General features: G+C 49.2%; 23 protein-coding genes, 1 other RNA gene and 1 other annotated feature. Of the genes, 4 read left to right on the top strand and 20 right to left on the bottom strand.

Going from position 1 to position 25,767, the window contains the following annotated elements; genetic code table 11:
* Window positions 1-250: 250 nt before the first annotated feature.
* Window positions 251-433 (bottom strand): hypothetical protein, encoded by a 183-nt coding sequence (locus tag HJV72_RS17775; RefSeq protein ID WP_208072998.1) that lies wholly within the window; start codon window positions 431-433, stop codon window positions 251-253.
* A gap of 93 nt (window positions 434-526) precedes the next feature.
* On the opposite strand from HJV72_RS17775, the gene HJV72_RS17770 reads away from it, so the two are divergent.
* Window positions 527-1,030 carry a LysR family transcriptional regulator substrate-binding protein gene (locus tag HJV72_RS17770; protein ID WP_208073005.1) on the top strand — a complete coding sequence of 168 codons (504 nt, stop codon included), beginning with the start codon at window positions 527-529 and terminating at the stop codon, window positions 1,028-1,030.
* A 113-nt stretch (window positions 1,031-1,143) separates the two neighbouring features.
* The gene (locus HJV72_RS17765) at window positions 1,144-3,138 is read left to right on the top strand and encodes a thioredoxin domain-containing protein (RefSeq protein ID WP_208072996.1); all 1,995 of its coding nucleotides are present in this window, start codon (window positions 1,144-1,146) and stop codon (window positions 3,136-3,138) included.
* A gap of 401 nt (window positions 3,139-3,539) precedes the next feature.
* Here the strand turns inward: HJV72_RS17765 and HJV72_RS17760 are convergent, their stop codons facing one another.
* From HJV72_RS17760 to HJV72_RS17715, 10 genes are all read right to left on the bottom strand, one after another.
* On the bottom strand, window positions 3,540-3,920 hold the full coding sequence (locus HJV72_RS17760) for a hypothetical protein (protein ID WP_208072994.1): 381 nt from the start codon (window positions 3,918-3,920) through the stop codon (window positions 3,540-3,542).
* A gap of 116 nt (window positions 3,921-4,036) precedes the next feature.
* The gene (locus tag HJV72_RS17755; protein WP_330619034.1) at window positions 4,037-4,234 is read right to left on the bottom strand and encodes a YwbE family protein; all 198 of its coding nucleotides are present in this window, start codon (window positions 4,232-4,234) and stop codon (window positions 4,037-4,039) included.
* Between the two features lie 9 nt (window positions 4,235-4,243).
* Window positions 4,244-4,972 (bottom strand): Fic/DOC family protein, encoded by a 729-nt coding sequence (locus HJV72_RS17750; RefSeq protein WP_208072992.1) that lies wholly within the window; start codon window positions 4,970-4,972, stop codon window positions 4,244-4,246.
* A gap of 1 nt (window position 4,973) precedes the next feature.
* Window positions 4,974-5,480 (bottom strand): hypothetical protein, encoded by a 507-nt coding sequence (locus tag HJV72_RS17745; RefSeq protein ID WP_208072990.1) that lies wholly within the window; start codon window positions 5,478-5,480, stop codon window positions 4,974-4,976.
* 381 nt (window positions 5,481-5,861) lie between these two features.
* Window positions 5,862-6,887, bottom strand: coding sequence for a tRNA preQ1(34) S-adenosylmethionine ribosyltransferase-isomerase QueA (gene queA, locus HJV72_RS17740; protein WP_208072988.1), 1,026 nt, complete (start codon window positions 6,885-6,887; stop codon window positions 5,862-5,864).
* A gap of 30 nt (window positions 6,888-6,917) precedes the next feature.
* Window positions 6,918-7,508: an RDD family protein gene (locus tag HJV72_RS17735; RefSeq protein WP_208072987.1), complete on the bottom strand. Its 591-nt coding sequence runs from the start codon at window positions 7,506-7,508 to the stop codon at window positions 6,918-6,920.
* On the bottom strand, window positions 7,489-8,466 hold the full coding sequence (gene sppA / locus HJV72_RS17730; RefSeq protein ID WP_208072985.1) for a signal peptide peptidase SppA: 978 nt from the start codon (window positions 8,464-8,466) through the stop codon (window positions 7,489-7,491). The genes HJV72_RS17735 and sppA overlap by 20 nt, the downstream gene beginning before the upstream one ends.
* A gap of 17 nt (window positions 8,467-8,483) precedes the next feature.
* The gene (gene pheT, locus HJV72_RS17725; protein WP_208072983.1) at window positions 8,484-10,904 is read right to left on the bottom strand and encodes a phenylalanine--tRNA ligase subunit beta; all 2,421 of its coding nucleotides are present in this window, start codon (window positions 10,902-10,904) and stop codon (window positions 8,484-8,486) included.
* An 18-nt stretch (window positions 10,905-10,922) separates the two neighbouring features.
* Entirely contained in the window at window positions 10,923-11,942 is a 1,020-nt protein-coding gene (gene pheS / locus HJV72_RS17720; protein ID WP_066578868.1) for a phenylalanine--tRNA ligase subunit alpha, read from the bottom strand.
* A gap of 37 nt (window positions 11,943-11,979) precedes the next feature.
* Window positions 11,980-12,208, bottom strand: a binding site (T-box leader).
* Window positions 12,209-12,262: 54 nt separating this feature from the next.
* On the bottom strand, window positions 12,263-13,114 hold the full coding sequence (locus HJV72_RS17715; protein WP_208072981.1) for a YihY/virulence factor BrkB family protein: 852 nt from the start codon (window positions 13,112-13,114) through the stop codon (window positions 12,263-12,265).
* A gap of 121 nt (window positions 13,115-13,235) precedes the next feature.
* Between HJV72_RS17715 and HJV72_RS17710 the strand changes: the two genes are divergently transcribed.
* Window positions 13,236-13,808, top strand: a complete 573-nt coding sequence (locus tag HJV72_RS17710) for a xanthine phosphoribosyltransferase (protein WP_208072979.1) — start codon at window positions 13,236-13,238, stop codon at window positions 13,806-13,808.
* A 7-nt stretch (window positions 13,809-13,815) separates the two neighbouring features.
* Here HJV72_RS17710 and HJV72_RS17705 read toward each other — a convergent pair whose 3' ends face one another.
* From HJV72_RS17705 to HJV72_RS17665, 9 genes are all read right to left on the bottom strand, one after another.
* Complete coding sequence (locus tag HJV72_RS17705; protein WP_330619033.1) at window positions 13,816-15,141, bottom strand: SpoIID/LytB domain-containing protein; 1,326 nt, start codon at window positions 15,139-15,141, stop codon at window positions 13,816-13,818.
* A 202-nt stretch (window positions 15,142-15,343) separates the two neighbouring features.
* A non-coding RNA gene (gene ssrS, locus HJV72_RS17700) (6S RNA) lies at window positions 15,344-15,525 on the bottom strand.
* 91 nt (window positions 15,526-15,616) lie between these two features.
* Window positions 15,617-17,308, bottom strand: a complete 1,692-nt coding sequence (locus HJV72_RS17695) for a phosphoenolpyruvate carboxykinase (ATP) (RefSeq protein WP_208072976.1) — start codon at window positions 17,306-17,308, stop codon at window positions 15,617-15,619.
* Window positions 17,309-17,499: 191 nt separating this feature from the next.
* A complete protein-coding gene (locus HJV72_RS17690; RefSeq protein WP_208072974.1) occupies window positions 17,500-17,844 on the bottom strand; it encodes a hypothetical protein in 345 nt (114 codons plus the stop codon).
* 14 nt (window positions 17,845-17,858) lie between these two features.
* Window positions 17,859-19,349, bottom strand: coding sequence for a threonine synthase (gene thrC / locus HJV72_RS17685; RefSeq protein WP_208072972.1), 1,491 nt, complete (start codon window positions 19,347-19,349; stop codon window positions 17,859-17,861).
* Between the two features lie 13 nt (window positions 19,350-19,362).
* Window positions 19,363-20,637: a Na+/H+ antiporter NhaC family protein gene (locus HJV72_RS17680; RefSeq protein ID WP_208072971.1), complete on the bottom strand. Its 1,275-nt coding sequence runs from the start codon at window positions 20,635-20,637 to the stop codon at window positions 19,363-19,365.
* Window positions 20,638-20,652: 15 nt separating this feature from the next.
* Window positions 20,653-21,144: a 3-isopropylmalate dehydratase small subunit gene (locus HJV72_RS17675; protein WP_208072969.1), complete on the bottom strand. Its 492-nt coding sequence runs from the start codon at window positions 21,142-21,144 to the stop codon at window positions 20,653-20,655.
* Window positions 21,144-22,418 carry a 3-isopropylmalate dehydratase large subunit gene (gene leuC, locus HJV72_RS17670; protein WP_208072967.1) on the bottom strand — a complete coding sequence of 425 codons (1,275 nt, stop codon included), beginning with the start codon at window positions 22,416-22,418 and terminating at the stop codon, window positions 21,144-21,146. Before leuC ends, HJV72_RS17675 begins: the two co-directional genes overlap by 1 nt.
* Before the next feature lie 21 nt (window positions 22,419-22,439).
* Window positions 22,440-23,987: an isopeptide-forming domain-containing fimbrial protein gene (locus HJV72_RS17665; RefSeq protein WP_243765695.1), complete on the bottom strand. Its 1,548-nt coding sequence runs from the start codon at window positions 23,985-23,987 to the stop codon at window positions 22,440-22,442.
* Window positions 23,988-24,256: 269 nt separating this feature from the next.
* Between HJV72_RS17665 and HJV72_RS17660 the strand changes: the two genes are divergently transcribed.
* The gene (locus HJV72_RS17660; RefSeq protein WP_208072963.1) at window positions 24,257-25,723 is read left to right on the top strand and encodes a sodium-dependent transporter; all 1,467 of its coding nucleotides are present in this window, start codon (window positions 24,257-24,259) and stop codon (window positions 25,721-25,723) included.
* Window positions 25,724-25,767: the final 44 nt, after the last annotated feature.

Genomic DNA, 25,767 nt, shown 5'->3' with positions numbered 1-25,767 from the left:
CCTGTGGACCGGGTTCCCCTTGCGGTCCCGGAACGCCCTGTGGGCCAGGTTCTCCTTGTGGACCAGGTTCTCCCTGTGGACCACGGCAGCACCCACAGCTACAGCAATTACAACTATTATTATAAAGCTTTTCATTCTTACAGTCACTGTTATTATATTTATTCATGATAATATCCTTCCTACTCGAATCTGCATAACTATACGTGTATCAAATATCTACTATAAGTTTATGCTGAATCCTGGCAGGTAGTTACTGCTTACTTCTTTCTTGATTGGCAATACAATTTATCCCAGGCTCTCTTTCAGGATATCCCTCACCTATCATTGGCGTAACGACTGGAAGCCCTCTTTCTTCCCCCGCTTTTACGAATCTCTCCGCCGGGTCATCCCACGGATGTTCTTCCAGGGTAAATGCACCCCAGTGTATCGGCATGGCTGCCTTTGCTCCTAGCTCAGTGGCCGCCTGTATGGATTCCGTCTTAAATACCCACGATGCCCACCATGCCATATTCGTTATTAACGTTGACTGAAGAGGGGCAGCTGCTACGCAAAAGGGCTCTTTGATTTCGCCGTGCTTATCGAGGCCTCAGATATCGGGAATTACGATTATATCCGCATCCCTGCTGTTGATGTCTGGGGGCTGCTGATGCGAAAGGACCATCCTCTCGCAAAGCGCAGCGAGATCCACCCGGAAGACTTGTGGGGCCTTCCCCTCCTGACTTCCAGACAGGCTGCGTCCAACAACCAATTCTCGGGCTGGCTTAAAAAGGATTTCGACCAGATGAATATCGTCGGCACCTACAACCTTGTCTATAATGTTTCTCTTATGGTGGAGGAAGGTTTTGCATGTGCTCTGACCCTGGACGGTCTTGTCGATACCGGAAGTGACAGCAGCCTCTGCTTCCGTCCCCTGTCCCCGCAAAAAACTGCAAGCATGCATATGGTATGGAAAAAATACCAGAGATTTACGAAGGCAGCCCAAAGATTTCTGGAACAGATTCAGCATGCTTTTGCATTATTAGATGCGTAATTTTATGAACATTCAAAAAAGAAAAGGATTAGTAGCAGCACATGCAGGCGGCCGGAACGAATGAGATATGCTGCCGCCGGGAACATTAAGCGTAAAAAGGAGGATGGAAGAATATGAATCATTTGATAAATGAAAAGTCTCCCTATCTATTACAACATGCAGAAAACCCAGTAAACTGGTATCCTTGGGGCAACGAAGCGTTTGAACGGGCCAAGAAGGAAGATCTGCCCGTCTTTCTGAGTATCGGATACTCTACCTGCCACTGGTGCCATGTGATGGCACATGAATCATTCGAAGATGAAGAAGTGGCGGAGCTCTTGAACAGCCATTATGTCTGCATCAAAGTCGACAGAGAAGAACGTCCTGATATTGATTCCGTATACATGGCCGCCTGCCAGGCCGTAACCGGTGCCGGTGGCTGGCCCCTCACGGCGATTCTGACACCGGACCAAAAGCCGTTTTTTCTGGGAACCTATATCCCAAAGCATCCACGATACGGACAGACAGGGCTTCTTGAGCTGTTACAGAAAGTCCATCTGCTCTGGAGCCGGGACAGAGATAAACTGTCGGAGACCGGACGTCAGATTACTGCATTCTTATCTGTTCCCGGAAGCAAAGCGGAGGAGACCCCAGACAAAAATGTATTGAAGCAGGCAGCCGATTTGTTCAAGCAGCAATATGACAGGAAGTGGGGCGGGTTCGGAAGTGCTCCTAAATTCCCGTCTCCTCATAATCTTCTGTTCCTTCTTGACTACAGTGCCCTGGAATCCGATGACAGCACCCTTGAGATGGCTCTGCACACGTTATCCGCAATGGCCCGTGGAGGGATGAATGATCAGATCGGAGGCGGCTTTTCCCGTTATTCTACCGATGAGAGATGGCTCGTCCCTCATTTTGAGAAAATGCTCTATGACAACGCTCTGCTCGCTATATCTTATCTTAAGGCCTATCATATTACAGGAGAGGACATGTATGCCGACACGGCAAGAAGAACTCTGGATTATGTATTGCGGGAACTGACCGGCCCAAGCGGTGAGTTCTACTGTGGGCAGGATGCGGACAGTGACGGCGTAGAAGGCAGATATTATTATTTCTCCAAGGAGGAAGTTCTTGAAGTATTGGGCCCTAAAGACGGCGCAGAATTCTGTCGGATTTATGACATTACTTCAGAGGGGAATTTTGAAGGCAAATGTATCCCTAACAGGATTGATGCGGACCATAATCCCTGGCCGTCTGATGATCCACGCCTGAAAAAGCTATATGGATACCGCCTTGACCGCGTCTCTTTGCACAGAGATGATAAAGTCATACTGTCCTGGAACAGCTGGATGATTATCGCGATGGCAAGAGCCGCTCAGATAACAGAGGACAGCCGCTATCGGAACGCCGCCGTACACGCCTGCCAATTTATCAGGCAATCTATGACCGACAGACGGGGAAGGCTTTATCTGCGCTGGCGAAAGGGCGAGGCGGCAACTCCCGGGCAGCTGGATGATTACGCCGTCTTTGGTCTGGCACTCATAGAGCTTTACCGCACGACATATGAGCCACAGTATCTGGAAGACGCCTTGCACATTGCCGCCCAGATGACAGACCTTTTTGAAGATAAGGAAAACGGAGGATATTTTCTCACTGCTTCAGATGCTGAAGTTCTCATTACCCGCCCAAAAGAGACTTACGACGGTGCAATTCCGTCGGGCAACTCAGCCGCGGCAGTCTTGCTGGTTCAGTTAGCCCAGTATACGTGCGATGTACTCTGGCAGGAGGCGAGGGAACGACAAATCAGATATCTTGCCGGAAGTATAAAAGAATACCCTGCAGGCCATAGCTTTGGACTTCTGGCTCTGATAAAGGTCTTATATCCGGCCAGGGAACTCGTCTGTGTATCGGCTGACAACGAATTGCCGGAATCATTACGGAATTATCTGATGGAAAACAATCCGATAAATCTGTCCGTCATCCTCAAAACGAAGGCAAATGAGGCAAAACTTGAGACAGCCCTTCCCTACGTAAGTGATTATCCGATACCTGGTAAGGGAGCCATGTACTATCTATGCAAAAACGGAGTGTGCATGGCTCCGGTGGAAGATATAAGCAAGCTTCATTAACTCAGGAACTTGCAGAGATACCGCTGATATTCCCTTTTTTACAGCTCTGTAATATTCCAATTGAGAATACGCTTTCTACCAATTGATAGATTATATTCAGGAACACAAACAATAAAAGAAGTCCTATAAAGTTAACTCCAAAAGGCATATAGTCATGAATGGCAGCGGACAATGCCTTTTGGATAGTCCAGGCTGTCAAAATTCCGGGAAACAGCGTTAACAGAAACGCAGTCCACACGATATATTAGAAGTGGCATCCCGCTCAAGCGCCTGCCTGATCTGCGCTTTGCTGACTGTCGTGCCATCCTCAGGCACCGGGCTCATGCTCCACACACCATTGTAGCTGCCCGTCGGGGCCCCGATGTCCCTGGATAATGCAGCAGCGTCTACGTAGACGGTTTTCAGCTGTGCGTTTTCGGCAATAAAGCCTGGCCAGTTTTACCCAATAATTCAAATACGTTCCCCAGACCGTACAGTCCACAGACACTTTGTTCTATCTTCTGTCCGCCGGCCTCTATCACGGTATTACTAAGAAGATATGGCAGTACGTCCGCCGGAAGCGTCTCATCTTTATATTCCGCATAACTTGTATTGATAGTGATGCCCCACTGTCTGAGAATCCTCTCTAATTTGTCATATGCGTCTCTAAGCCATGACTGCCCCTCAATAATAGGACAAGCCCTTAAGGAACCGTCCTGTTTCTTTATCAAAGGATTGATATTATACCATTTCTCACCGATGTGAGCTTCGGCATATATCGAATAATAAGTCCCCTTGAACACATTTCCTTTCTAAAATTTATTATTAATCTCATTCAAGGTTATCGGTTCATGATTCTAATGCATGCAACCCATACCATATCCTCAAGAATATATTGATACCAACCATTTGGAATCATCTATTCAACAATCTCCTGTACCCGGCCGACTTGTCCATCCTCAAGCATCACTTTGATACCATGGGGATGGTAGCTGCTCTTCGTCAGCAGCCTCGCCACAATACCATCTGTTAACTTGCCGGTACGCTGATCCGCCTTCAGGACAATCTTTACCGTCGATCCAACCTTCACATCAGATCTGTTTTGTCCATTCATCATTTCTTACTCCTATTTTCTGGATTTTTCATGATCCTGATATTCGTGCGGCCGCTCTTTGTAATCCTGAACCATGTAATCGCCGACCTTTTCATATTTCCTATTAGCAGATGCATCTGTCTCATCGGAAGTTATCGCGTCATGGAGAATCGCGTCAAAGAAAATACGTTCCAAATACTCATACTTTGCATATATCCCCTGCGATGCCCAAACAAGGGCGCTGCGTACATAAATGGAATGTGCTCTAAACAGCTCGTGATCCACCTCAAAACCGAGCGACTTGGCAAACAATACCGCAAAGACGATAACGCTGCGGATATTTCCCTCCCGGAAGGGATGCGTCTGCCAAATCTGGGCAATGATCCTGACCAGACGAAATACAACGTCTTTGTCATTCTGGCCGTTTCGCTTCAGCTTGGCAATTTCTTTCATAGAAGCCGTCAATTGCTTTTTAATCTCCTTGGGATACGCATATCGCACCGTGTCGCCGCCCAATACGTCTTCCGGCTTGATCATCTGAATGGTACGGAATTCTCCAGCACAGTCATAAATCTGGCCGAAAATGGTACAGTGAATATCTTTGATCGTATCCGTGTTAAATTTCTCGTACTGCCGATTATAAATGCTTGTCATCGCCAGATTGGTAATGTCCGCCTCCGCTTTGTGCAGAAGTTCCGTGTCTTTGATGCCGGCAAGGTTTATCAGTACGTCAGCGTCGTCATATAAATAAGGATCTCGCATTTCACACCTCCGCAAAGAAGCCATACCGCTTGAGCGTCGCTTCAAAAATCGAAATGAAAGGTTTGTTTCCGTTTTGCCAAGCCGCAATCTCCTGCGCTGTATGTTCGCTGACTGGGATTCCCTCGATAGCGTTCATGGCACCGGCAAAGGACGAACTCTGCCTTTTTTGTTCCGCAGACAAGCTGTCCATTCCTGTACTAAGCTTCAAAAGCATGAGTCGGCGGCTGATATGTTTCCCAAGTAACCTCGCAGCCTGTTCCAGTTCATTAAGCCGGGCTTTCAGCTTTGGCAATTCTACCTCATATTGCTTGCGGCGCGCAATCTGCTCTGTGATCTCATCCACTTCCTCACTCTTTAAATATTGGCTTATTAACTTCCCGCCAACTCTATTCTGCAGATAGCAGTAGGTCTTACCTTTAATTGTCTTTTTCGAAATATAGCCTTGTACCAGCGTCTGTAATTCTGTTTCTAGCTTCACTTTGCGTTCCAGCAGATTTTTGTACTCCACGAATATATACTCCATAAATACCATACCTCGCTTTTATCTTATAGTATATCATATTTTAACCTCAAAATAAATGTTTATACGAATTTATAGGTTATCTGTTAGAATCGTTTTCCGCTTCTACTTGCAAAAGCACGCTATCTATATCAGAGTCTCGACTATATACCAAATAGATAAGAACAGCTTGCCATACCAGAAAGAGACGCTGGAGAACTGAAATGTATCAGGAGCTCGAAAAGCGCTATGTTACTTTCGTCAGCAGATCAGTCTAATTTTAAAAAAACGGCAACTGTATCCTATAGGATGTAGCTGCCGTTTACTGATAATTACTTATTAAACTTGTATGAATATACGGCTCCCGTTTGAATAACATACCGCCGGGTTTTATACAATCAGCATGGCATCTCCAAACGAGAAGAACCGGTACCTCTCCTTCACGGCCTCCTCATACGCCGCCAGGACATTCTCCCTTCCCGCCAGCGCTGACACAAGCATTATCAGGGTCGATTCCGGCAGATGGAAGTTTGTTATCAGACAGTCGAGAAGCCTGAACTTGTAGCCCGGATAGATGAAGATATCCGTCCACCCGCTGCCTGCTTTTATGTGACCGTCCGCTCCGGCTGCAGACTCGATAGTCCGGCAGCTCGTCGTGCCGACGCAGATGACTCTTCCTCCGGTGTCTTTCGCCTTGTTGATCTTCATGGCAGCCGCTTCATCTATCTGGAAGAACTCCGAATGCATGTGGTGTTCCATGATATCATCCACCTTAACCGGACGGAAGGTTCCCAGGCCCACATGCAGCGTTACCTTCGCTATATCGATACCTTTCTGCCGGATCTCCTCCAATAATTCGGGCGTGAAGTGAAGGCCCGCTGTCGGCGCTGCCGCCGAACCACTGTGCGCTGCATAGACCGTCTGGTAACGATTCTTGTCTTCGAGCTGATGGGTTATATATGGGGGAAGCGGCATCTGTCCGAGGCGGTCCAGAATCTCTTCAAAGATACCCTCGTAGGAAAACTGTATGAGGCGGTTGCCTTCTTCCACCACTTCGATGACTTCACCAATCAGAATCCCGTCCCCAAAACTAATCCTCGTTCCAACCTTAGCTTTCTTACCTGGCTTAACGAGCGTTTCCCAGACATTATCTTCTTTCCGCTTCAGCAATAATACTTCTATCTTTGCATCTGTTCCTATCTTGGAACCAATTAGCCTCGCCGGAATCACTTTCGTGTCATTAATAACAAGGCAGTCTCCCCTATGGAGATAATCCGTGATATCCTTAAATACACGGTGAGAGACCAAACCAGACTCCTTGTCTAATACAAGGAGTCTGGAGCTGGAGCGATCCTCTAACGGATCCTGCGCTATTAATTCTTCCGGCAATTCATAATAAAAATCCTGACGTCTCATAATGAATCCCTTCTAATAAGAATATATTGTCTACGGTCTGTCTTCCTCATGTACAGCCGGACTTTCCTGCTCCGGCCTTGCCATATGGTATCCCGTCTTCTGAGGGGCCTCCTTCTCTGGCACAGGCGGCATCGGCCTCTGATATACCGGATATACCTTCACCCTGCGCGCATAGATGACTCTCGTGTCACAGAGAATATCATGCAGCGCCCGCTTCTGCGGGTCGATACCGGCTATGATATAACCGATGTAGAGAATGATGCCGCTCAGAAACCTCCCGACCGTCTCTCTGTATACGACATTTAGAAGTGTCAGCTTTTTCCCCTCCTCTGAGACCACACGCAGATTCATCGCCCTCTTCCCAAGGGTCGTTCCGGTAAAATAAGTACATAGGATAAAATACAGCACCTGTACAAGGTAAAGTGCGATATCTTTTAACGTATACTGGAAGAGGATGCCTCCACTAAAGGCCGTTCCTTCTGTCATGGACATGACCCCGCTCATTATGAGACGTACGATGAGAAGGCCGAAAAAGACGATAACGCTGTCTATCGCATAGGCTGCGGCCCTGACCCAGAATCCGGCACAGGTTGCCGGACCATTATCGTAGCTGTTCTGCATAATACATCAGCCCCCCATTTTCCTTCTCGCTGGCAGTCTCTGTCAGCACCTGTGCCTCTGACTTAGGTACAATCTCTTTTATACTGGATAAGAGGGACGTAAGCGCTGAGGTCTTTGACTTTAGTTCATAGAATATATCTGTCCCGAGTTCCTTCCCCATATCTGCCTTCATATCCTCATAAAGCGATATGTTATCTATGAGTCCGTTTTCTTCCGCCTGTTTTGCGGTGTAGGTCCTTCCGTCTGCAAGTTTTTTCACTTCATCTGCCGACATCCTTCTTCCGTCGGCCACGATGTCTACAAACCTGCCATAGGACTCATCGACCTGGGTCTGATAGATTGCAATCTGTTCTTCGCTCAGCTGGCTGGAATCCTTGTTCGCACCGCTCGTTATGCTTACATACCGGATTCCAAGCTTTTCATAGAGCCCGGATAAGTCATATCCCGCCATGATTACGCCGATCGAGCCTGTTGTCGTATTCGGATTCGCATAGATATTATCTGCCGCCATGGATACATAATACCCGCCGGATGCGGCGTAATGAGCCATATATCCCCATATAGGACGGCCGGTTGCATCTTTATACTCATTCAGCTTCTGATACAGTTCCTCGCTTTCATACACGGTACCCCCCGGGGAGTCCACATAGAGAAGTATCCCTGTATTGTTGGAATCGCTCATGAGGTAATCGATATACTCCATGGTCGTCGTATGCTGATATCCTTGTTCCGTCTCGAACAGAGACGGGGAAGTCTGCTCCTGAATCGTGCCTTCCACTTTCACGACTGCTATATAGTCCTTGACCGGAGCGTCTAGCTCATACCCTCCGGTAAGTATCTGCCCTGCCACATCTGCAAGGCGGTTCTGTGCTGTTATATTGGTCAAAACACTGATAACTCCTGTTGCTATAAACAGGACGACGGCTAATATAAGGCCGCCTATCTGCTTTTTATTCATCTTCCGTCCTCCTGAAATTATTTACGCAGCTCGATTCCCATGCCTTCCAGTGCCTTTAAGATACGGTCCATCGCCTCCGTCACATCAGCATCGTTAAGCGTGCGGTCCTTTGCACGGAAGACGATAGAATACGCCACTGACTTATAGCCTGCTTTAATCTGCGCGCCTTCATAGAGGTCGAAAAGCGCGTAGCTCTCGAGATACGCTCCGCCTTTCTTCTCAATCGTCTCTTCCACCTGTCCGACAAGTATGTCTTTTGGCATCACCATGCTGATGTCGCGTGTCACAGCCGGGAATCTGGCTATGCCCGTATACTTCCTGTCGAATGTCGCTCGCGATACTATCTCAGGCATATCGATAACTGCTATATATGCTTTCTCACCGATACCATACGTATCCGCTACATCAGGATGAACCTCTCCGAGGTAGCCGACTGCAGCTCCATCGTATATGATGTTGGCCTGTCGTCCCGGATGAAGATACGGTTTGCCTGCGTCGGGGTCATACGTTTCTTTCCCGTGCAGTCCGGCCTTCTCGAAGAACTCTTCCACCACGCCTTTCATGCTGAAGAAGTCGCCGTCCCCGTACATTCCAAGCGTGAATTGCATACGTTCTTCAGGGAGCTCTTTAAGCGGAAGGGACTTTGGCAGATAGATATTGCCAAGTTCATACAGCCTTACATTTTTATTTCTCCGGTTATAGTTTGTAGCCAGAGAAGTCAGCATGCCGTTCAGAGAAGTCGTACGCATGATGCTGTAATCTTCCCCAAGCGGATTCATAATCTCTACTGCATTCCTGAGCGGGTTTTCTGCAGGAATCATCAGCTTGTCATACACCTTCGGGCTTTCGAATGAATAGGTCATCCCTTGGCTGAAGCCGCAGAATTCGGCGATATCCCTTGCCACTTCTTCCACACGCAGCTTAAAGGACAGCTTACCGTTCGTCGCCTCCCCCCTCGGGAGCGTCGTCGGTATATTGTCATATCCGTAGAATCTGGCCACTTCTTCTGCAAGGTCGGCCATACAGAAGATATCATGCCGGAAGGTGGGTGCGATAATCTCATCTGAGGCTTCGTCATATGTCAGGCCTACCCGGTTCAGATATCCGAGCATCTCTTTCTTCGGTATGGCAGTACCGAGAAGATTGTTGATCGCGTCCGCGTCAAACGGAACCCTCACTGCTTCTTTCTTCTTCCCATATACATCTACGATGCCGCCGACTACCTCGCCGGCTCCCAGCTCTTCCACAAGCTGGCATGCCCTGTCTATCGCCGCCTGCGCGTTGTTCGGGTCGAGCCCCTTTTCAAACTTGCCTGACGCATCGGTACGAAGTCCCACCTTCTTGCTTGACTTACGTATATTCGTTCCGTCAAAGCAGGCCGCCTCGAACAGCATCGTCTTAACGTCATCGGTAATCATGGAATTCTCTCCGCCCATGATTCCGGCGATACCGATGGATTTCTGCCCGTCGCATATCATGAGGACAGACTCATCCAGCTGCCGCTCCTGTCCGTCCAAGGTTGTGAACGTTTCACCGGCTCCGGCTGTGCGCACGATAATTTCTTTCCCCTCGATCTTGTCCAGGTCATAGGCGTGCATCGGCTGTCCGTACTCCTCCATGACATAGTTCGTAATATCCACGAGATTGTTGATAGGGCGGATTCCTACAGACGCGAGCCTTCTCTGCATCCATTCCGGAGAAGGCCCTACCTTTATGTTTTTGACTACCCTTGCGCAGTATCTTGGACAAAGGTCCGTATTCTCTACCGTAACTTTGATATAGTCCCCGGCATCTTCTTCGTTTCCTGTCTGTCTGACGACAGGCGGTACGAACTCTTTCCCGAACGTAGCTGCCGCTTCTCTCGCTATCCCTATGACGCTGTAGCAGTCCACTCTGTTGGAAGTCACCTCATATTCGAATACGACGTCATGCAGTCCGAGCACTTCCACGGCATCTGCCCCCACTTCCACTTCATCGGGGAAGCTATAGATGCCTTCTTCCGGCGCATCCGGATACATATCGCGGTTGGATCCCAGTTCTTCGATGGAGCACATCATGCCGTCGCTTTCCACACCGCGCAGCTTCCCTTTCTTAATCTTGATTCCGCCTGCCACACGGGTTCCTGGCTCATGGCCGCCTGCCACGCGTCCTCCTGCAAGCACGACCGGTATCTTGTCTCCCTCATGCACGTTATCCGCACCGGTAACGATCTGTACGGATCCGTCTCCGATGTCCACCTGGCAGATGATGAGCTTATCTGCATCCGGATGCCTTTCAATCTTGCTGATCTGACCGACGATAATCTTATCCAGGTCGGCATCCAGCTCTTCATATCCCTCTACCTTTGTTCCGGATAATGTCATCGCATCCGTATATTCCTGCGCAGCTGCCTCAAGACCTGGCACATACGCTTTGATCCATGATAATGATGTATTCATTCCTATCTCCTTTCAACCTTAGAACTGCTTCAAAAATCTTATATCATTTTCGTAAAGCAGCCGCATGTCATCTATCTCATATTTCAGCAGAGCGATACGCTCCAGCCCCATGCCAAATGCGAAACCGCTGTATTCCTCCGGGTCGATGCCGCACATCTCCAGTACGTGGGGGTGAACCATGCCGCAGCCGAGAATCTCTATCCAGCCAGAGCCTTTACAGAACCTGCAGCCCTTTCCTCCGCACTTGAAACATGTCACGTCAACTTCCGCGCTAGGCTCCGTGAACGGGAAATGATGCGGGCGGAACTTCGTCCTGGTCTCTGGACCGAACAGTTCCTTGGCAAATACTTCAAGCGTCCCTTTTAAGTCTGCAAAAGAGATATTCTTATCGATGACAAGCCCTTCAACCTGATGGAAAGAAGGGGAGTGGGTCGCGTCCACCTCGTCAGAACGGAAGACACGCCCCGGCGCTATCATACGGATGGGCAGCTTCCCCTGTTCCATAACTCGTGCCTGTACGGGAGATGTCTGCGTACGAAGCACGATGTCTTTATTGATATAGAACGTATCCTGCTCGTCCTTTGCCGGATGGTCAGCCGGAATATTCAGCTTTTCAAAATTGTACAGGTCATATTCCACTTCAGGGCCTTCCACTACCTCATAGCCCATCCCTACGAATATCTGCTCTACCTCTTCCAGGGCAATGGTATTCGGGTGGCGGTGTCCGACCATATTCTTTTTGGACGGCAGCGTGACGTCAATCACTTCCTGCTTCATCTTCTCTTCCCGGATGGCTCTTTCCATCTTCCTGCGGGTATCTTCCATCACTTCCTCGATAGCGGCCCTTGTCTCATTTACAAGCTGGCCTACCTTAGGCCTCTCCTCTGGCGCGACATCTTTCATCCCTTTGAGCACTGCGGTAAGCTCTCCCTTCTTGCCGAGGAATCTTACACGCACATCATTCAGCTTTTCAGGCACATCAGCTGACTCGATAGCTTTCAGCGCTTCCTCTTTGATGCTTTGTAATTTCTCTTTCATCTCTTCTCTCCTTTACCAATTAAAAAATCCCCGCCCCAAAAGGGACGAGGTCATAGCTCGCGGTACCACCCTGATTCCCGCCGTATGGCGGGCGCTCAAATGCGTAACGTGCACATACGGCATCTCCTACTAAAATATGCGGAACTTCAAAGATGCAGCTCGCGCGGGAAATTCGATTGCCATCTGAACCAAAGGAAACTTTCAGCCCTGTGGTTTCCTCTCTCTAGTGGAAGATGGGTCTCTACTGACGCGGTCATAGCTTTTGTCAATTTATACTAATATATTCTAACACAACAAATACGTATGTCAAGGCTAAAACTTTAAGATTTTGCTTTCTTCGTTGATGAACCGGTCAGTATCTTGTCATACATGAGTATGTTTATCTCCCCGCCGAGCAGGATGCTGTACATGCAGAAATACATCCAGAGCATGATGAGCACTATCGTCGTCAGGCTTCCGTACATATCTGAGAATCCTTTGAACAGATCTACATATACAGAAAATATCCACGATACGATCATCCACCCGATGGCGGCAAAGATGGCGCCAGGTATCTGCTTCTTTAACGAGTCCTTCCGGTTTGGCAGAAACTTATATATGAGAAGCGAGAAGACCATCAGGACAACCGGCGTAATGTATACACGCATCCGAATCAGCCAGTCGGCCAGCCTGGACAGTATCGATACGTGCTCTGCGATAAAGATGTTGAGCGTATTGCCGAATACGGACAGTACGAGCAGAAAGATAATGACAAGGATGAACATTACCGTGTATAGTGTCGCCCGGATACGCAGGAAGATATAATTTCTCGTCTCACGGCAGTTATACACACAGTTCAGACCTCCTGTCATGGCGAGAACACCTTTTCCTGCTGACCATAAAGCCACAACTACCGTAACAGGGATGATACCGGTAGACTGGTTGTATACCTGGTTCACGATGGATGTGATCAGGGAATCCACCGATGAGGGAAATACCTGTATTACCGCAGTCATCACATCTGCTTTTGTCACCGGCGTGTATTGGACCATGGTAATCATAAGCAATATGATAGGTATGAGGCACAGCATAAAAAAGAAGGCAGACTGCGCCGCATATGCCCCCACATGATCATCCGTTATTTCCTGCGATATCTCTGTTCCCTTTTTATATATTCTCTTAAAACTCTTCATAGCTCTCTCCTACTGCGTTCCCTTTATTTTACCCGATTTTTCCATCTTTGTCTATTGAAAAACGAAAGGCGATACGTTAGTATATGATGTATACATAGAATACGGTAAGGAAGGTATAATCATGCAGCTTTTAAAAGAACGAATCCTGAAAGACGGAACGGTAAAGCCAGGGAATGTACTAAAGGTAGACAGCTTTCTCAACCACAGGATGGATATTGGCCTGATCAACGAGATAGGGAAGGAATTCCGCCGCAGATTTCCAAGTGACAAGATTACGAAGATTCTGACCATCGAGGCGTCCGGCATCGGCATCGCCTGCATTGCGGCCCAGTATTTCCATGTACCAGTAGTATTTGCCAAAAAAGCGCAAAGTATTAACATAGACGGCGAAGTATACCATACGAAGGTAGAATCTTTTACACATAAGAAAGTATATGACGTCATCCTTTCCCGGAAATTCCTGGATCCTGACGACCATGTCCTCGTCATCGATGATTTCCTCGCTAATGGCTGCGCACTCATGGGACTTCTTGACATAATAGAAGAAGCCGGCGCAACCTTAGAGGGCGCCGGCATCGTTATAGAAAAAGGGTTCCAGCAGGGCGGGCAGATCATACGGCAGAAAGGCATCCATCTGGAATCTCTTGCAATCATCGATACGATGACTGATACGTCGCTCACCTTCCGTGAGTAGATGTCTGTCATTCTACCGTGACATCGTGGAAAAATAAGGTCAGGATTTCTTTGTAATCCTTGCCCTGCTTTGCCATCTCGTTTGCACCATTCTGGCTCATCCCGATGCCATGGCCATATCCTCCTCCTTTGATGACGAACGCGTCTGCGGTCTTCTCGATGTTGAAGAAAGCGCTTGGAAGCAGCGCGCTGCTGTCTATGACCGTGCCGTCCTGCTTCGTTATCTGATACCCTTTTCCCCCAAGGGCTCTGCGGATCTTATTTTCCGTGTCGACTGTAACGCTTCCATTGCTGCCGGTCGCTTTTATCTGCAGGGCCACGTCTCCGGGGCCTTTCTTCGTCACTTCCACGCTGGTAAGAGTACCGACATCTGTTCCGGTGTTCAGACCGACCAGGTTGGACAGCGTCTGTACCGGAACTGCTGCCTCCCATCTGTACCATGGAAGATCCTTTTCATAATCTGTCTCCCCGTCAGACACGTCCACGCTCTGCAGATAGCCGTTGCTGTCGCTTGGTGCGGTTCCCCAGGCTTCCATAGACGTCGTCCTCCCACAGGAGGTGGAATAGTAGTATGTAGTCACGACCTCGCCCTGATACCGGACGGCCTGCCCTGCCGTCTCAGCGACGGCCCTGGACGTGGATTCCTGTTCCTCGGAATTGCCGTACACCTGATAGTCCGTACTGTCATTCACGTGCGCCTCGTATTCCGGATAACCATAGTCCGCCATCTGACGGTATGCATAGCTCCTTGCGCAGACCGCCTGGACCTTCAGCGCTTCCAGCTCATAGGAAGCCGGCATCTCGCTCGGCACGACCCCGCACAGATATGTCTCCACAGGCAGTTCATTGATGATGACGATACCTTCCGCCGTAGTCCGAAGTTCTATGATTCCGCTGTAGGAAGGCGTCCCATATCCTCTCTTGATACTGGACAGCGTGACTTTCCCTTCTTTTGCCTGTATCCGGATATTCCCCTTCCCGAACCTGGCATCATCCGGTGCTATCGTCAGGCTGTCTGATTTGTCCCAGTCTTCTTTTTCTTCCCCGCATGTGAGCGTCAGCCCTTTTTCGGACGATATGGTGACACTTGGATGTACGATGTTGCTGTATCCGTTGTCCATGATGAGGACACGGATATCCGGGTTGTCTATAGCTGTGTTCTTTTCCTCCGGTCCGCCTTCTGCTTCGCCGGTCCCTTTTTCTGTTCCCGTCCTGCCCAGTCCTTTTATCCTGCCCGTGCCCTTAAGTGCCGACACAAGGCCGACTATGATAAACAGGGTGACGAGAATCGCCATCCCATAATATAGATATTTTTCTTTTTTTCTTCGTCTCACACTATGTACCTCTTGTCCACCGGTTTTTTCTATATTTATGTCAGCATCCATAAAATAGACCGGAATGCCATAAAAATCATCTTCTGAAATATGAAACCGAGTGCGCATCCTCCCGGAGGGTTTTTGTATCATAGGGAACGAAGTTTCCTATGATATTATAAAAAGACAGCCGTATGATATACGACTGCCCTTTATCTTTAGTAAGATCCCCAAAATGCCGGTTCCTGTATTTTGACTCCTAGCCGCAGCCAGGTGGGTGTCCGCATCTGCTTTTCTGCCTTCCCCTGCGAAATCGGGGGCCTGACATATTACAGAGATATAAGAGTCCCGTTTAAAGTTTTGTAGGTTCAAAATAACAGGAGTTGTCGTGCATCCCAGGTTTTCCTAAAATCATTATACTCTATTATCTCTCGTTTTTCAACAAAAATGTGCCGGCTGTGACAGCTGGCACATTTTTACAGCTTTATTAAGCTGATTATGCTAATTCTTCTACCAGTTTGTTGAGTGCAGCGAGCGCCTCATCCGGCAGCTTATCATAACCGTCTTTTGCGGTAGCGAACTTCTCTACTGCGTTGACACGGTTCATCATTGCATTCTTGAGCTGCGCTTTATAGTCTGCGTCATCCAGGTTAGGAACAAATCCTTCCCACTCCATGATTTCGATATCTTCAAATGGTCCCCACTGCTTGAAGTCAGCTTTTCTCTCCACGATTGCTTCCAGGATGCCGAGCGTATCTTTCGGCTGAACCTTCTTGCCCATAAAATCGCCGGTGTTGACGATATAGCAGTCTACGTCCTTCTCTTCTACAAGCTTTTTGAACTTCTCGTAGTCATTGACAAGAGGATATGTTCTGAATGGGTTAGCGTAAGGAACGATACGGAGCGCATTCAGATCCGTTCCTGCGGCAACACGTTCTGCGGTAGATGTCTTTGTCGCAAGCGTCGCTCCCATGACAGATGCAAGCGCGGAACCTTTCAGCTTGACTACCGGCGGAATCGTCGGGTCTTTCATAATCCAGAAGATAGCATTTACAGGTGCATCTATCTTATCCACACGGTTTGGTGACCATAATTTAGACTTGATGGCACGTCCATTGCCGTTTCTGATATCTTCCGTCACTAACTGAATCTTCCCGTCCTCATCCAGCGTCGCGGAACAGTTCTGGGCAGATAATAAGTACTTGTTGTCATCGCAGCCCGTTGGGTAGTCCGCCGTCTTGTCAAAGTATGTCGGCTCTAACGCTACGGAAGCACAAGTGTCTGTATTGATGATGAACGCGTCGTCATGGAGAACCGTAATCGGATACTTGCCGTCGTGTTTTGCATGTGTGAGCGTAGACTTGCCTGATCCGGAAAGTCCGAATACAGATGCAACATATTTGGAACCGTCAGGAAGCGTATACTCTTTCTGTCCGCCATGGCAGGAAGCATAGCCATTTCTGTTGGCAATCGCCCATGCCATCGTAAGCGTGCCTTTCTTGTGCTCGCCGAAGTATCTCATACCGAGGATACATGCACAGTTCTCAGCAGTATCAAAATAGCAGAGCGTAAGAGGATCGCTCAGGCAGCTGTAATCAACATCCGGGCGGTCCTGTGGAAACCACTGCGGGTCGGAGAAAATATAGATATCTGGCTCTTTGCCGTCGCCTACCGGTTTGGAATTCTTGTACATCTTGACATATTCGTCAGCCATATACTGGAAGTTCAGCATCCAGTTGTACATGATGTTCTCTTCTCCCTCTGGAATAAGAAGATGTGCCTTCACCATGAATTCTGTATCAAGACCAACATATACGGTTGCATGGTACATCGTCTTCCAGCGTGATTCATATACCGCATCCATCGTCACCTTGTCAAGCTTGGCTGCATCTACTCCTGGTTCTCCTTTGATGCGTCGTGCGCCTGCATAGCGGCCTGTCACTGCGCCGTCGTTGAATAACAATACTCTGGCATCGCTGTCAAGACCAAATTCTTCTCCCCTATATACGGGCATATCTGTAACAATCGTTCCCGGTGAGTTCTTAGCCAGGTTGTATGCCTCTTTTAATGTGTTAACCGGAACAACATTATTTCCATAAAATGCTGCTTCAATGATAGAGCGGGTTTTGGAAAAACCAGTTTTCCCGGCACCAATTTCACTAATCGGATAATATGCTTTTGTTGCCATGTCTCTTTTCCTCCTTAAAATTCCAAATTTGATTCATTATCTCATTTTTCAGAAGAAAAGTCAAGACTTTAACAATGTTTTCACGAAAGTTTATGTTTTTTATCATTCATTTATCTCATAATTGTTGTATGTATTGTATGAATAATTACAAAAAATGCAGGATTCGATTTCTAATCCTGCATTTTCTCTTTCTACACTCCAAAATATTTCTTATTGCACTTGCGCACGGCCACAAAAAACCAGATGAGCGCCAACCAGACGAGCGCGAACATTATGAGGAACAAAACACCTATGCCGCCCATGTAAGTATTGTATAAGTCCAGCCCGCCGTATGCGGTTACGATAATCCCGAGTGTCAGGAGCGGAGGGGACATCTCTCTGCAGTAGGCATCCACATCCTTGCATTTTTTGTATCTCGCATCCTTCGGCAGCAGAATCGTCGTATTGATCTCCTTCTTCGTCTTCATCATAAAGTACGCATACAGACAATATAGTCCACATCCAAGTCCAAATATTCCAAATATTCCATTCAGCATCTGTCACACCTCAATTATCGTATATTTAATATCTCTTTTACCGTATCTTCCATCTTATCCGCGTCACACTCCGTCCTGTGGAGCACATCTGCATGGAGAATATCTGCAATTGCCCGGGGCATCTCCACCCCTGACACTTCTTCCAGCTTGTCCAGCAGGAGGAAATCCTCTTCTGCTTCATACGTGCTGTCGATGGATGTCATGACGCTCTTAACGAACTTATAAGGGCTGGCCGTTGAGACCACGAGGCACTTGCTGCCATCTCCTGACGTCTTCCTGTACTCGTCACATACATATGAGGCTACGGCCGTATGCGTGTCCAGTACATATCCGGTGGATTCATAGATGCGTCTGATCTGATCTGCCGTCTGTGCTTCTGTCGCGTATCCGGCCTCAAAATCTTTCAATCTATCCCTCATCTCTTCCGTAAGCGCATAACTTCCACCGTCCCTCAGTTCTTCCATGAATCTGGAAGTCTGACCGGAATCCTCACCGGTTACAAGGTAGATGAGGCGCTCCAGGTTGCTGGAAATCAGAATATCCATGGACGGGGATGTCGTGAGCACGAATGCCCTGTTCCTGTCGTACGTTCCCGTGCGGAAGAAGTCGAACAGTACCTTATTTTCATTTGAAGCGCAGATAAGCCTGCCAATCGGCACGCCCATCTGCTTCGCATAATACGCTGCCAGTATGTTGCCGAAATTGCCGGTCGGAACGACTACATTCATCTTCTCGCCCGCGGACAGTTCCTCTTCCCCGAACAGCTTCGCATATGCATAGACGTAATATACGACCTGGGGGACAAGCCGGCCGATGTTGATGGAATTGGCCGATGAGAACTGGTATCCGTTATCTGCCAGCTTATCTGCCAGCTCCGCATTTTCAAACATCGCTTTCACGCCGCTCTGGGCATGGTCAAAGTTCCCGTGTATCGCCACCACGTCTACATTATTTCCCTTCTGCGTGACCATCTGAAGCTCCTGGACCTTGCTCACGCCGTTCTTTGGGTAGAACACGATGATTCTCGTACCGTCCACATCCGCAAAGCCAGCCATAGCCGCTTTCCCTGTATCACCTGACGTAGCCGCCAGTATAACAATTTCATTCTCCACATGATTCTTCTTTGCTGATGTCGTCATAAGGTATGGAAGTATGGACAGGGCCATATCCTTGAATGCAATCGTAGAGCCGTGAAACAGTTCCAGATAATACGTATCACCCACTTTTGCAAGCGGAGCAATCTCCTCCGTGTCGAACTTGCTGTCATATGCCCTGCTGATACAGGTCTTAAGCTCCTCTTCCGTGAAATCGGTCAGGAACAGCTTCATCACCTCATATGCCGTCTCCTGATAGCTCATGCTTTTGAGCCTGTCCATCGGGATGTCCAGCTTTGGGATGCGCTCCGGAACGAACAGCCCGCCGTCCGGCGCAAGACCTTTCAGCACGGCCTCGGATGCTGTAGCCTTCAAGTTGGAATTTCTTGTGCTCTTATAATGTAGATTCATCTCTTCCATCCTTTCAATTCGCTTTCCTGAATGCAATAAATAGAATTGCACTGATTGCCATCAATATCGGATAAAACAAATATGGCATTATGTTAAATGGTGTCAGCCCCGTAAGGCTTGCCGCCGAGAGCAGCTGCGCCCCGTAAGGAATCAGCCCCTGCCCTACAGACGTAAATATATCCAGCAGGGACGCGGACCGTCTCGGTGATATCTCGAACTCTTCGCTGATGTCTTTTGCAATAGGGCCGGCCATGACGATGGCGACCGTGTTGTTCGCCGTACACATGTCAACAAGAAGTGCCAGCCCCGCGATGCCGGCCTCTCCTCCCCTCTGTCCTCTGATACTCCGCTTAATCAGGTTCAGAATGAACTGGATGCCACCAAATTCTTTCACCAGCGACACGATGCAGGCCACGACGATGGAGATGACCGTGATGTCATACATGCCTGTCACACCACTGCCGACGGCTGAAAACATCTCGCCTGCCGCAAGGCTGCCGGTGGCTACTCCCACGACGAGCGATACGACAGTCCCGCCTATCAGGACGACAAACACGTTGATGCCGATCAGTGCCCCGACGAGCACGAGAATATACGGGATGACACGCAGGATATTATAGCTGCCTGCGGCCACGCTGGCGTTACCGTTCCATGTGATGACAAGGAAGATGATAATCGTAATGATGGCTGCCGGAAGAACGATGAGGAAGTTCTCCCGGAACTTGTCCTTCATCTCACATCCCTGCGTCTTGACCGCCGCGATGGTCGTATCCGATATCATGGACAGGTTGTCCCCGAACATTGCTCCACACACGACCGCTCCGATGCAGACTGCCAGCGAGAATCCTGTCTTCTCGCTGATGCCTACGGCTATCGGCGCAAGTGCAGCTATCGTTCCCATCGACGTGCCCATGGACACTGAGATGAAACAGCCGATGATAAACAAGCCCACGACTGCAATCTTGGCAGGCAGGATAGATAAGCCGAAGTTGACCGTGCTCTCCACTCCGCCGGCTGCTGTCACAGCGCCGGAAAACCCTCCGGCGCACAAGAAGATAAGGCTCATCGTAATAATGTTCTCATCCCCCACCCCTCTGGAGATGACCCTGATCTTCTCCTGAAAGTTCAGCCCTCTGTTCTGTATAAATGCTGTAAACAGCGCTATCAAAAATGCCACGATGGCGGGCATCGCATAAAAGTCTCCCGTCACGATGCCTGCACCGAGGAATATTACAAGAAACACCCCTATCGGCAGCAGCGCCGCCCCATTTCCTCTCTCATTTCCCATATCAGATAATCCTCACTATTTCTTCTTGCCGTTCGTATAATTCACAAGCCCTCCGGCTGCGATAAGCTTCTGCATGAATTCCGGGAACGGCTGTCCCTGAAAGCTTAAACCTTTTGTCTTGTTGTATATCATTCCGCTGTCAAAGTCCACTTCCACTTCATCACCTGCCTCTATCCCCTGAGCGGCCTCCGGGCATTCGATGATAGGCAGCCCGATGTTGATCGCGTTTCTGTAGAAGATACGTGCAAATGTCTCTGCAATCACGCAGCTTACTCCTGCCTCCTTCAGACAGAGCGGCGCGTGTTCTCTGGAGGACCCGCAGCCAAAATTCTTCTCAGCCACAATCATATCTCCGGGCCTGACCTTACCGGCAAATTCCGGGTCGATATCAACCATAGCGTGAGCGGCCAGCTCTTTTCCGTCAAAGGAGTTCAGATACCGTGCCGGAATAATTACGTCTGTATCTACGTTGTCTCCATATTTAAATACATGTCCTGATGCTCTCATTATCTGTCACCTGCTTTCTCTGGATTCGCAATATACCCCGCTATGGCGCTTGCCGCCGCCACCTCAGGGGATGCAAGGTAGATCAGGGAATCCACGTGTCCCATTCTGCCTACGAAGTTACGGTTTGTAGTGGAAACACACTTCTCTCCTGCCGCCAGCACGCCCATGTGCCCGCCCATGCATGGACCACAGCTCGGCGTATTGAAGGCGCACCCAGCATCGATAAAGATATCTACCAGCCCTTCCCTGATGCATTGCTTATAAATCTTCTGCGTGGCAGGTATGACCATCACACGCACATCCGGGTGTACTTTATGCCCCTCCAATACTGCTGCCGCCCTTCTCATATCTTCCATACGTCCGTTCGTGCAGGAACCGATGACTACCTGGTCTATCCTGATTGGCTCCATGGCCTCAATCTCATCTATCGTCTTCGCATTGCCGGGGAGATGCGGGAATGCCACGGTAGGACGGACCTTGGCAAGATCGACCTCTACGACCTCATCATAGGAGGCGTCTTCATCCGCCTCATATATCGTGTAGCTCTTTTTTGAGTGTTCTTTCATATATGCTTCGGCGCGCTCATCGACGATAAAAATTCCATTCTTCGCCCCGGCCTCGATAGCCATGTTCGCCATCGTAAAACGGTCATCCATCGTAAGGCTTTGGATGCCGTCCCCTGTAAATTCCATGGACTTGTACAGGGCACCGTCCACGCCGATCCTTCCGATAATATGGATGATGATATCCTTACCGCTCACATACCGGGAAGGCGTTCCGGTCAGCACGAACTTGATGGCAGAAGGAACTTTAAACCACAGCTCTCCTGTCGCCATACCTGTCGCGATGTCTGTAGTTCCGACACCGGTGGAAAATGCTCCGAGCGCTCCGTATGTACACGTGTGGGAATCCGCTCCGATGATGCATTCCCCCGCGACAGTTATGCCCTTCTCCGGCAGGATTGCATGTTCAATTCCCATCTGGCCCACTTCATAATAATGGGTCAGCCCCTGATTCTTTGCAAATTCACGGATGGACTTGGAATTCTCCGCAGATTTGATATCCTTGTTCGGCGTAAAATGATCCGGTACAAGGACTACCTTATCCTTATCAAATACTTTATCCGCCATCTGGTTAAATACAGGCACCGCCATCGGCCCTGTAATGTCATTAGCCATAACTACGTCGAGCTTCGCTTCAATCAGCTGGCCCGCCTCTACATGGTCAAGCCCCGCATGTGCCGCGAGAATCTTCTGTGTCATCGTCATTCCCATATCTTATGACGCCTCCTTCATCTACTTAGTCTTACGTGCTATTTTACCACAGGCGGTGATTGCGGTGCAAGAAAGAATGAGTAATAAGATAAGAACCATCAAATTTTCTTCATCCCCCGTCTTGACCGCCTCTGCTTTTGCTACCGGTTCTGGGGCGGGTTCTGCTTCGGGCTCCTCGATTCCGGGTTCCTCTTCTTTTGGAACTTCTTTGGGCACCTCTTCCGGTTCTTCGGGTTCCTTCGGCGTCTCAGGCTCCTCCACCGTGACAATCTCACGGTCCCTTACCTCGTCCGCATTATCCGCCCTCACGATCACTTCATTCTCTATCTCCTTCCCGATGACAGATGCATCGGTAATGGCTATCTGGTATTCCACATAGAACTTCTCTCCACGTTCCACGCTCTGAAGAAATTCCAGTGACTCGCCCGAATGGATGCTGTAAGTGTTCCCTTCCACAGTGATTGTTGCGTCTGATACGGCGCGTTGATGAGCGTCCAGAAGGACGACAGAATTTTTCTGAAGCTTGACCCCCTCGGTCAGAATCGTGTCTGATATGATGACATTTTTGGCAACCGCATCCTGAATGCGCTGCGTCACTTCTATCGTATAGGTGACAATATCCCCAAGCTTATAGGACTTACCAGTCTTATCCGCCTGCTTGTCCGTGTCAAGTTCCGGCTTCGGAAGCCACGTCACTGCCAGAGAAGCAGGCGCTGTCTCGACCGTTATCAGGCTTCCGCCGCCGATATTCTGCCCATTGCTTCCGGGCCTGACCACTAAAGTCCGCCACGCCTGCCGGCGGCTGCCATACAGCAATCCGCTCTCATACCGTTCATCGTTAAGTATTCCGGCGTCGGCAGACAGATAGAAGCGGTCGCCTCCCATCACCTGAACCTTTCCGGCCTTCTTTGTCCCTTTGGTAGCATTGACAAGCCACACCCCCTCCGGAAGCGGAATCGTAATGCTGTTGTCCGCATCGCCGACACACGTTATCTCATCCGTCCTCTGCTGCTTTCCTTCTCTGTCGAACCAGCTTTTGAACTCCTTGCCGGAGAACGAGATATCGGGAGCCGGTATGGCAGGCCATCCTTTGATCCATGAAGCGCACTGTATGACCAGATTCTTCATCTCCTCATTCAGGCCGATGAATGCATCACTGTCCCCGCTCAAGTTGTCATATATGTACGACAGAACACAGTGGGACAGGCAGTAGACACTCTCTTTAGATCTCCATGCTTCCGGAAGCGCAGGTTTCATATGGGTCTCATAGCCCGGACCTCCGTAGACATAATACATGGCTTTACTCAGAAGCTGACTGTTATCGATGACTTGTGAATCATAGCTTCCATCGGTCGGCGGCGTCTTACCCGGTTCAAGGCAGTATCCGAGGACACCGTCTATATAATAATAGTGTGTCGAATAACCCTGGTAATAGACTGCCTCTCCCTGTACGAGAGACACGGACGCGGCCCGCACCTCCACCTCTTTTAGTCCCGTAAAGGCAATAGATAAAAGCAGCAAAAATAAACCGGACGCCAACGGCCTCCATTGTCTGGCTACGTGTTTCATATGCATTCTCCTTTTCTTATTGATCGAAGGAAAATCTGGGATGATTGCTCCCATGGACGGGGATTCCCCGCATGATGATGAACTGATTTGTTGTCTGATAGAAATAGAATTACTTGACGAGTGTAATTATCATATCCGCTATAGCTGTGTTTGTCAACATGCATTTGATGATTGACACGTCCTCACTCTATTTAGTAGAATAGGGGAAGTACCCTCGGTCTGTATGTTTTCCCGAGGGCAGCATGTTATTTTATAAGGAGTGTAGCAAAATGAACACACGAGAAAAATTTTCATCACGGCTCGGCTTCCTGCTCATCAGCGCCGGCTGTGCCGTAGGACTGGGCAACGTGTGGCGGTTCCCGTATATCACCGGGCAGTATGGGGGTGCTGCTTTCGTACTGATCTATCTTGTATTTCTGATTCTACTCGGGCTTCCGATTATGACGATGGAGTATTCCGTCGGACGGGCCTCACAGAAATCCGCCGCCAGATCTTTTGAGGTACTGGAACCAGAGGGCACGAAATGGCATTTTATCAAGTTCGTCCCCCTGGTTGGAAACTATATGCTAATGATGTTCTATACGACAGTCGGCGGGTGGATGCTCGCTTATTTCTTCAAGACCGCTGCCGGATCACTGGGTGGCAAAAACGCGGAGCAGATCAATTCCGCCTTCTCCGGCTTTCTTGCCAGCCCTTCACAGCAGGTTCTATGGATGCTCGTCGTGACCGTCATCGGATTCTTCATCTGTTCCAGAGGCCTCCGAAACGGCGTAGAAAAGATATCCAAGTATATGATGGGTGCATTGTTTGTCGTCATGCTCATACTGGTCGTGCACAGCTTTCTTCTAAGCGGAGCAAAGGAAGGACTTGCCTTTTACCTCATTCCTGATTTTGGCAGAGCTCTTGAGAACTATACCCTCGGTGAGATTATCTTCGCCGCACTTGGGCAGGCATTTTTCACACTGAGCCTCGGCATCGGAGCGCTGGCTATATTCGGGAGCTACATCGGGAAAGGCCATTCCCTCGTGTCGGAGAGTCTGAACGTAGTCGTTCTGGATACTTTGGTTGCCCTGTTTTCAGGGCTGATCATCTTTCCTGCATGCTTTACATATAACATCGACGCAGGCAGCGGACCTGGCCTTATCTTCGTCACCCTTCCCGCTACCTTTAACGAAATGGCCGGCGGAAGGGTCTGGGGCTCCCTGTTCTTCGCGTTCATGGCTTTTGCCGCTCTGACTACAATCATCGCGGTGTTTGAAAATATCGTGGCATTTGCTATGGATTTTGGCTGGAGCCGTAAGAAAGCGGTTGCCGTAAATGCAGTCGCCGTCATACTGCTCTCCCTTCCATGTGCCCTTGGGTTCAACCTATTAAGCGGTTTCCAGCCCTTCGGCGCAGGGAGCACCGTACAGGACCTTGAGGACTTCATCGTATCCAATACGCTGCTTCCGCTTGGCTCTCTGCTGTATCTGCTGTTCTGCACCTACCGCTATGGATGGGGCTGGAAGAAATACAGCGAAGAAGTCAACTGCGGCAAAGGGCTTAAGCTGCCCAACTGGACAAGGGGATATATCTCTTATGTACTGCCGCTCATCGTCATCTTCATACTTGTAGACGGTTATCTGGAAAAGCTCGGATTCCCGGCAAACTACCTGCTGCCGGTATTCTGCCTCATCTACCCGGGCTATCTGATGGTGCAGTCCTACCTCGTGCACCGGAAGAAAATGGGGGTTTAAGTAAAGTGGCTGCGGACAGGGAGCCGGGTGGCATCTGCTCCGAT

The sequence above is a fragment of the Extibacter sp. GGCC_0201 genome (assembly GCF_017566055.1).
In the GTDB taxonomy this organism is placed as follows: Bacteria; Bacillota; Clostridia; order Lachnospirales; family Lachnospiraceae; genus Extibacter.
Note: the sequence above shows the minus strand (reverse complement) of the source record. Positions and strands in the feature narration are given on the sequence as shown.

Coding starts and splice junctions, on each gene's coding strand:
- HJV72_RS17775 (WP_208072998.1), bottom strand. CDS start 433: ATGCCGATACACTGGGGTGCATTTACCCTGGAAGAACATCCGTGGGAT.
- HJV72_RS17765 (WP_208072996.1), top strand. CDS start 1,144: ATGAATCATTTGATAAATGAAAAGTCTCCCTATCTATTACAACATGCA.
- HJV72_RS17755 (WP_330619034.1), bottom strand. CDS start 4,234: ATGATGAATGGACAAAACAGATCTGATGTGAAGGTTGGATCGACGGTA.
- HJV72_RS17750 (WP_208072992.1), bottom strand. CDS start 4,972: ATGCGAGATCCTTATTTATATGACGACGCTGACGTACTGATAAACCTT.
- queA (WP_208072988.1), bottom strand. CDS start 6,887: ATGAGACGTCAGGATTTTTATTATGAATTGCCGGAAGAATTAATAGCG.
- HJV72_RS17735 (WP_208072987.1), bottom strand. CDS start 7,508: ATGCAGAACAGCTACGATAATGGTCCGGCAACCTGTGCCGGATTCTGG.
- sppA (WP_208072985.1), bottom strand. CDS start 8,466: ATGAATAAAAAGCAGATAGGCGGCCTTATATTAGCCGTCGTCCTGTTT.
- pheT (WP_208072983.1), bottom strand. CDS start 10,904: ATGAATACATCATTATCATGGATCAAAGCGTATGTGCCAGGTCTTGAG.
- pheS (WP_066578868.1), bottom strand. CDS start 11,942: ATGAAAGAGAAATTACAAAGCATCAAAGAGGAAGCGCTGAAAGCTATC.
- HJV72_RS17715 (WP_208072981.1), bottom strand. CDS start 13,114: ATGAAGAGTTTTAAGAGAATATATAAAAAGGGAACAGAGATATCGCAG.
- HJV72_RS17710 (WP_208072979.1), top strand. CDS start 13,236: ATGCAGCTTTTAAAAGAACGAATCCTGAAAGACGGAACGGTAAAGCCA.
- HJV72_RS17695 (WP_208072976.1), bottom strand. CDS start 17,308: ATGGCAACAAAAGCATATTATCCGATTAGTGAAATTGGTGCCGGGAAA.
- HJV72_RS17690 (WP_208072974.1), bottom strand. CDS start 17,844: ATGCTGAATGGAATATTTGGAATATTTGGACTTGGATGTGGACTATAT.
- thrC (WP_208072972.1), bottom strand. CDS start 19,349: ATGAATCTACATTATAAGAGCACAAGAAATTCCAACTTGAAGGCTACA.
- HJV72_RS17680 (WP_208072971.1), bottom strand. CDS start 20,637: ATGGGAAATGAGAGAGGAAATGGGGCGGCGCTGCTGCCGATAGGGGTG.
- HJV72_RS17675 (WP_208072969.1), bottom strand. CDS start 21,144: ATGAGAGCATCAGGACATGTATTTAAATATGGAGACAACGTAGATACA.
- leuC (WP_208072967.1), bottom strand. CDS start 22,418: ATGGGAATGACGATGACACAGAAGATTCTCGCGGCACATGCGGGGCTT.
- HJV72_RS17665 (WP_243765695.1), bottom strand. CDS start 23,987: ATGAAACACGTAGCCAGACAATGGAGGCCGTTGGCGTCCGGTTTATTT.
- HJV72_RS17660 (WP_208072963.1), top strand. CDS start 24,257: ATGAACACACGAGAAAAATTTTCATCACGGCTCGGCTTCCTGCTCATC.